The 6,761-nt window shown below is 28.3% G+C and carries 6 protein-coding genes and 2 tRNA genes; all 8 read right to left on the bottom strand.

What is annotated here, in order from left to right; all coding sequences use genetic code 11:
* Window positions 1–6: 6 nt before the first annotated feature.
* Window positions 7–1,731 carry an ATP-binding cassette domain-containing protein gene (locus tag ACERKK_RS09705; RefSeq protein WP_373772886.1) on the bottom strand — a complete coding sequence of 575 codons (1,725 nt, stop codon included), beginning with the start codon at window positions 1,729–1,731 and terminating at the stop codon, window positions 7–9.
* On the bottom strand, window positions 1,728–2,543 hold the full coding sequence (locus ACERKK_RS09700; RefSeq protein ID WP_373772885.1) for a DnaJ domain-containing protein: 816 nt from the start codon (window positions 2,541–2,543) through the stop codon (window positions 1,728–1,730). The genes ACERKK_RS09705 and ACERKK_RS09700 overlap by 4 nt, the downstream gene beginning before the upstream one ends.
* Window positions 2,544–2,699: 156 nt before the next feature.
* Window positions 2,700–2,774, bottom strand: a tRNA-Asn gene (locus ACERKK_RS09695).
* 35 nt (window positions 2,775–2,809) lie between these two features.
* Window positions 2,810–2,884 (bottom strand) — tRNA-Asn (locus tag ACERKK_RS09690).
* Between the two features lie 74 nt (window positions 2,885–2,958).
* Window positions 2,959–3,876 (bottom strand): radical SAM protein, encoded by a 918-nt coding sequence (locus ACERKK_RS09685; protein WP_373772884.1) that lies wholly within the window; start codon window positions 3,874–3,876, stop codon window positions 2,959–2,961.
* Between the two features lie 58 nt (window positions 3,877–3,934).
* On the bottom strand, window positions 3,935–4,966 hold the full coding sequence (hemE, locus tag ACERKK_RS09680; RefSeq protein WP_373772883.1) for a uroporphyrinogen decarboxylase: 1,032 nt from the start codon (window positions 4,964–4,966) through the stop codon (window positions 3,935–3,937).
* A gap of 165 nt (window positions 4,967–5,131) precedes the next feature.
* Window positions 5,132–5,647, bottom strand: a complete 516-nt coding sequence (locus ACERKK_RS09675; RefSeq protein WP_373772882.1) for a YqhA family protein — start codon at window positions 5,645–5,647, stop codon at window positions 5,132–5,134.
* The gene (locus tag ACERKK_RS09670; RefSeq protein ID WP_373772881.1) at window positions 5,647–6,684 is read right to left on the bottom strand and encodes an aspartate-semialdehyde dehydrogenase; all 1,038 of its coding nucleotides are present in this window, start codon (window positions 6,682–6,684) and stop codon (window positions 5,647–5,649) included. The genes ACERKK_RS09675 and ACERKK_RS09670 overlap by 1 nt, the downstream gene beginning before the upstream one ends.
* Window positions 6,685–6,761 lie beyond the last annotated feature (77 nt).

Raw genomic sequence — 6,761 nt, 5'->3', positions numbered from 1 at the left:
TATTTTTTAAACTTCATTTAGCTTTATTTCAAACTCTTTATTTATTTTTTCAAGTTCATTTTGTAACTCTTGTAAACGAGCTTGTTTTTTAGACTTTTCTGCTTGACTTAAAGCTTCTATTTCTTCTATTTCAGTTTTTATAGGTTTTGTTATTTTACTTTTTTCAGTAACAATAATAGCTCTTAATTTTTTTATCTCTTTTTTATTTCTTTTAGGTTTTACGACTTTTTTCTTTTCACTTGTATCATCATCTTCCCAACCAATTTTTTCTAAAAACTCATCATAAGTTCCATTAAAGTAATCAGCCCCTTCATTTGTAAAGATAATTAATCTATCACAAACAGCTCTTAATAACTCTTCTGAGTGAGTTACAATCATACAAGAACCTTTAAAGGCTTTTATTGCTTTTGTTAAAGCATCAATTGAGTCAATATCTAAGTGGTTTGTAGGCTCATCTAGAAAAAGAAGATTTACATCTTTTGCTATAATTTTTGCTAACATTACTCTTGATTTTTCTCCACCTGAAAGAAGTGAGATTTTTTTCTTAGCATTATCTCCTGAAAACATCATAAGACCACAAATATTTCTAATTAGTGGTTCTGGTAGTTTATGATTTACACTATGAATTTCATCCATTATTGTATTGTTTTGATTAAGATGAGAGATATTTGTTTGTCCAAAGTGTCCAAAAACGCAAGATGGATGGAAACTTGTGCTTCCACTTAAAGCTTCTAATTCTCCTGCAATTGTATTTAGTAAAGTTGATTTACCTTTACCATTTTTACCAATAATTCCAATAGTTTCACCATGAGAAAGAGCAAAAGTTATATTTTTAAAAAGTATATTTTCAGGCGTATATCCAAAACTTAAATCTTTAACCTCAACTAAAAATTTTGCTGCTGTATCTTTATAGTTAAAATCAAAATCTAAATTTGCATCATAATTTATATCTTCTAAAATATCCATTTTTTCTAAGATTTTAACTTTTGATTGTGCAAGTGTTGAAGTTGCTGCTCTTGCTTTATTTTTAGCAATAAACTCTTCTAAGTCTTTAATCTTTTTTTCTTGTGCTATTTTTTGTTTTTCATGATGTTCTTCATTAGCTAAAATCTGTTCAAAGAATTTTCTTGTACCACCTTGAATCATAAAAGCATTTTTTCTAATAATTCCTAAGGTATGTGTACAAACACTATCCATAAACTCTCTATCATGAGTGATTAAAATCACTTCACCAGCAAACGATTTTAAAAAAGCTTTTAGCCATCTAATTGATAAAATATCCAAGTAGTTTGTAGGCTCATCAAGTAATAACATATTTGGTTCAGTTAAAAGTAGTTTTGCTAAATTAATTCTAATTTGAAAACCACCAGAAAAAGACTTTGGTTCTTTATCTAAATCTGCTTCACTAAAACCAAGACCAAATAGTATTTTTTCAGCTTTATAAATATCATATTTATCATCTTCACTTAAAGCTAATGCTGTTTCTTCAATAAGAGTTTTTTGAGTAAAATCAAAATACTGTTTTAAAGCACCTATTCTGTAAGCTTTAGGAAATTTTATTTCACCAGTATCTTGATGTTCTTCACCTAATATAAGTTTAAATAATGTAGATTTTCCAGTACCATTTCGCCCTACTAGGCCTACTTTGTCACCTTGATTTAGTCTAAGATTTAGTTCACTATAAAGTTCACTTGTTGGATAACTTTTTGATATATTGATTAATTCAATCATGATTCTCTCTTTTTTTTCATTTCTTTAATAATTTGATAAGCTTGATTTATCTCTTGTGTTTTAGCTGTTGCTTCTTCCATATATGATTCATCTTTATCTTGTGAACTTATAATATCAGGATGGTATTTTCGTACTAATTTTCTATATTTATTTTTGATAATACTCATATCATCATTTTCATTTACACCTAAAACTTTATAAGCTTCTGTAGGACTCATTGTTTGCGTTTGATTATTTTTCATATTTTCAAACTTATTTACAATGGCGTCATAATCAGCAGGTGCAATATTTAATGCAGTTGCAATATCTCTTAAAACAATATCTTCTTCTTTACTTATACCATTATCAACAAAAGCTAGTTGTATTAAAAAACTTATAAATTGTCTTCGTTTTAAAATAGAACGACCAAGTAAAGCATTTAATTCTAAAGCTATTTCTTTTGTATTATTGTTATTTTCTTTTTCTTCATTGAAAATCTCTTTCATAATAGCTCTAGCTTTTTCTTTTTCATCAAAAACTTTTGAGATATCATCAAACATCATACCAATAAGTTGTGCTTCTAACTTCTGTACTGTTCCATCAGCTTTAGCAACCTTAGCAACAAGTGCAATAAAATGCCCTAAGTGACTTGCTTTAAATAACTCTTTTGAGCCAGCTAACTTATTTAATTTTCTTCTAGCATTATATTTATATAGTTTAAATGCTATATATAAAGCAAGAACAATCGAAAGTGTTAAAAATATATTTACAATAAATACATAATAAAAGAACACTAGAAATATTGCTAAAAATATTAATTTTTTTAAATTCATCGTTACTATCCATTTTCATAAGGTTTGTGTTTTGAAATTATATCTTTTTAAGCTTATAATGTAGAATCTAAGAATATGTAAAGAAGTAGATATTTTAAAGCAAAAAAAAAGCTTTCAGATAAAAGAACCAAAGTTCAAATATCTAAAAGCTTTTTATGGCTCCGGCACCTGGATTCGAACCAGGGACCAAATGATTAACAGTCATCTACTCTACCACTGAGCTATGCCGGAATCTAATAAATTTAAGTAATTAAAAAAGAAAAAAGTGGCTCCGGCACCTGGATTCGAACCAGGGACCAAATGATTAACAGTCATCTACTCTACCACTGAGCTATGCCGGATTGTTTGTTCATTCTTTAATTGGATTGGAATTATAGTAAAAATATTTTTTTTTGTCAAGATGATTTTTACTTTTTTACAAAATTTTATAAAATTCAACTCCACTTGAATCAACAAGCCTTAATTTAGCATTTTCTAGCATTTTATTTAATAATATTTTTGAGTTAGCATCAAACATATTTGATATATCTTCTTTTGTTAATGGTCTTCTTTGTAACATAGAAATAATTTCATCTTCTGTATATGTTGATTCTTGTTTAGGTCTATTTTTATATGCAATATTTACATTTATACCCTCAAAACTATTTGCAATACTTTCTAAGCACTCAAAAGTTACTGGTTTTACTTTATAAGCAGGAGGTCTATCTATTGTACCTATATCTACTCTTTTTGGATTAATTTGTTTTATTGCATTATATAAAAGATTTATCTCTTCATCATTGTCATTTAAATCTTTTACAAATAAAACTTCTAATACAAAATCATTTTTTGTTTCTTTTGAAAACTCAATCATAGCAGGAACAATTTTTTCAACATCAACACTAGAATGATTTCTATCAAGTTTTTTAAAACATTTAACACTTACACAATCAAGTGAAAGTTTTACAGTATCTAACTTTAATAAAGAAGTATAAACATCTTTTTTATAGATTGTACTTCCATTTGAAAGAATCAATGTTTTAGCTAAACCTTTTATTTTATTGATTTCATCAATTAATAAATCAAGTTCTGGATATAAAGTTGGCTCACCATTTGCTGTTAAAGTTATAACATCAATCTTAGGATGCTTTTTAAAGCTATCTGTGATTGCAGTAATAACATCCTTTACACTTGGATAGGTTTGCATACTAGAGATTGTTTTAGCACCCTCTAACTCACAATATAAACAATCAAAGTTACACTGCTTTGAACTTGGAGATAAATCAACACCTAAAGATATACCAAACCTTCTTGAAGGAATTGGGCCAAAAATTATAGAATTTGAATAAGACATAGGATTTCACTTTCAAAAGAAGAAAGCAGTAAATAAATTTACTGCTTTTTATTAGTTATTATTTTTTAGAAACTCTTTTACATTCACTTACAAAATGTATCGCATTTTCAACAGGAACATCAGGTAATATACCATGTCCTAAGTTAAAGATATGACCTTCCCCTTGCATTACACTTTGGATATGTTCAACACATTGAGTAGTTTTCTCTTTAGAATATAATCTACATGGTTCCATATTTCCTTGAAGAACATATTTATCACCTAATTTCTCTTTTGCAAGAGCCATTGGAGTTCCCCAATCAACACCAAATACATCAAAGTTACCATAAACTTTATCTAAGAATGCTGGGATTCCTTTTGGAAACATGATAACTGGAATATGTGGATATTTTTCTTTTAAAAATTCTGCAATTTCAACCATATAAGACCAAGAGAATTCATCATATAATCCAGGCTCAATAGCAGCAGCCCAAGAATCAAAGATTTGAACAACATCAGCACCTGCTAATATTTGTTTTTCCATATACAATTTTACAATATCAGTAACTTTTCTTAAAATTTTATGTAGTAATTCAGGGTTTGAATACATCATTTTTTTACATAGATTATAAGTTTTAGTACCTTGACCTTCAATCATATAAGTAGCTAATGTCCATGGAGCACCTGTAAAACCAATTAATGCTTTATCTTCAGGTAATTTTTCTTTTAGAAGTTTGATTGTATCGTAAACATAAGTTAGTTTATTAGCAGCTTCTTCACCACCAATTAAAGCATCAATATCAGCTTCATTTTTAATTGGGTCTTTAAAAATTGGACCTTCACCTTTTATAAAATCCAAGTGCATTCCCATTTCATTTGGAATAACTAAAATATCTGAAAATAATATAGCAGCATCTACACCTACAATATCTAAAGGTTGAATTGTAACCTCACAAGCTAGTTCTGGGTTATGACATAAATTTAAAAAGTTTCCAGCTTGAGCTCTTACTTTCATATATTCAGGAAGATATCTTCCTGCTTGTCTCATCATCCATACAGGAGTATAAGGAGTTGGTTTTCTAAAACACGCATCTACAAAAATTTTTGACATTTGTAACCTTCATTTAATATTTATACTTTTATTTGGAACAGATTATACCATTTAGATTTTAAGAAGAGTTAAAATAACAATGAAATAAATTTATGGAAAATTTTAGAAAGAAAGAATAAAGAATAATTTTTAGAGGAAAGACAAAGCTCCTCTAAAATTAATGTTTTAGTGTTTTGAAACCTTACCTAAAAAGTAAAGCCCTACTGATAATAATGTAATTGAAAGTGCAAAATATAACATTTCTAAAGCACTATTATATTCAGTATGTAAAACTCTTTGAAAGAATCCTACAATTAAAACCATAATAATAACTTTTGCTATCTTATCTTTTAACTGGTCAAGAGAATGAATAGCAAGTATTTGACTACTTTTATTTTCATCATTTTCAGCAGCATCGATTTTTGATATAAAAAGCTCATATAAACCAAATGCAAAAATAAGTAATACAACAGCAATTAAATATAAATCAACCGCTCCAATAATTTTACTTACAATAACTTCATGAAAATCATCTGGGTGTAAACCATTTAAATAAACATTTGCAGTATATTTAACAACTTCATAAATATCAACAGAAGCAACTACAAAAAGTAGTATACTTCCTATTAATCCAAAAATAACGGCAAAAACAACAAATAGTCGTGTTTGCCACATTGTATTTTCAAATAATTTTTCTATCATTAAAATTCGTTTTCTAATTCAATCCATTTTAATGCAATTCTAACAGAGTTAGTTGCAGCACCAACTCTTACTTGGTCAGCAACGTTAAAGTAATGAATTACATTTGGTGCATAAACATCTTTTCTAATTCTTCCAACATAAGTAGTATCAGTATCTGTTGAAATAATTGGCATTGGGTATAAGTTATTAGCTAAATCATCAAGAACTTCTACATTTTCAAATGATGATAAAGAGTTTCTAACTGCTGATAAATCAACATCAACACCATCTTCAAATGTTACAGTAATAGATTCACTATGTGATCTTAAAACTGGAACTCTAACACAAGTTGCAGCAACTTGGATATTTTTATGTAAGATTTTTTGTGTTTCATTTACCATTTTCATTTCTTCTTTTGTAAATCCATTTTCTTGAGCAACGTCAATTTGTGGAATTACATTTAAAGCAATTTGATGAGCAAAAGCTTGTTTTTCAGATTCATCTAAATTAAATGCAAAGAATGCTTGCATTTGTTTTACAAGTTCTTCCATACCAGCTTTTCCAGCACCTGAAACTGCTTGGTAAGTTGATACATCAACTCTTTTGATTCCATATAAATCATCAAGAGGTTTTAAAGATAATACCATTTGAATTGTTGAACAGTTTGGATTAGCAATAATACCAGTTTCTCTCCAAAGTTTAATATCCTCAGGATTAACTTCAGGAACAACTAAAGGAATTGTTGGATCCATTCTAAAGTGACTTGTATTATCAATTACTACAGCACCCGCTTCAACTGCAAATTTTGCAAATTTTTCAGAAATACTTCCACCTGCACTAAAGAAAGCAATTTCAACATCATTTGCTTCAAATACTTCTTCTGTTAATTCTAAAACTGTATATTCTTTATTTCTATATTCAATTTTTGAACCAGCACTATTAGCACTTGCTAATGGTATTATATTGTTTACAGGAAAGTCATATGCTTCCATAACTCTAAAAAGTTCTTCACCTACTGCTCCAGTTGCCCCAACAACTGCTACATTAAATTTTCTCATTTTTATTCTTCCTCGTCTTTATCTAAATCTTCAGTTTTTTCTGTTTCTACATCTGTCTCTTGAGTGTTTGCTGATTC

The organism is Poseidonibacter sp. (assembly GCF_041821165.1).
Lineage (GTDB): Bacteria > Campylobacterota > Campylobacteria > Campylobacterales > Arcobacteraceae > Poseidonibacter.
This window is presented reverse-complemented; position numbering and strand designations above follow the sequence as displayed.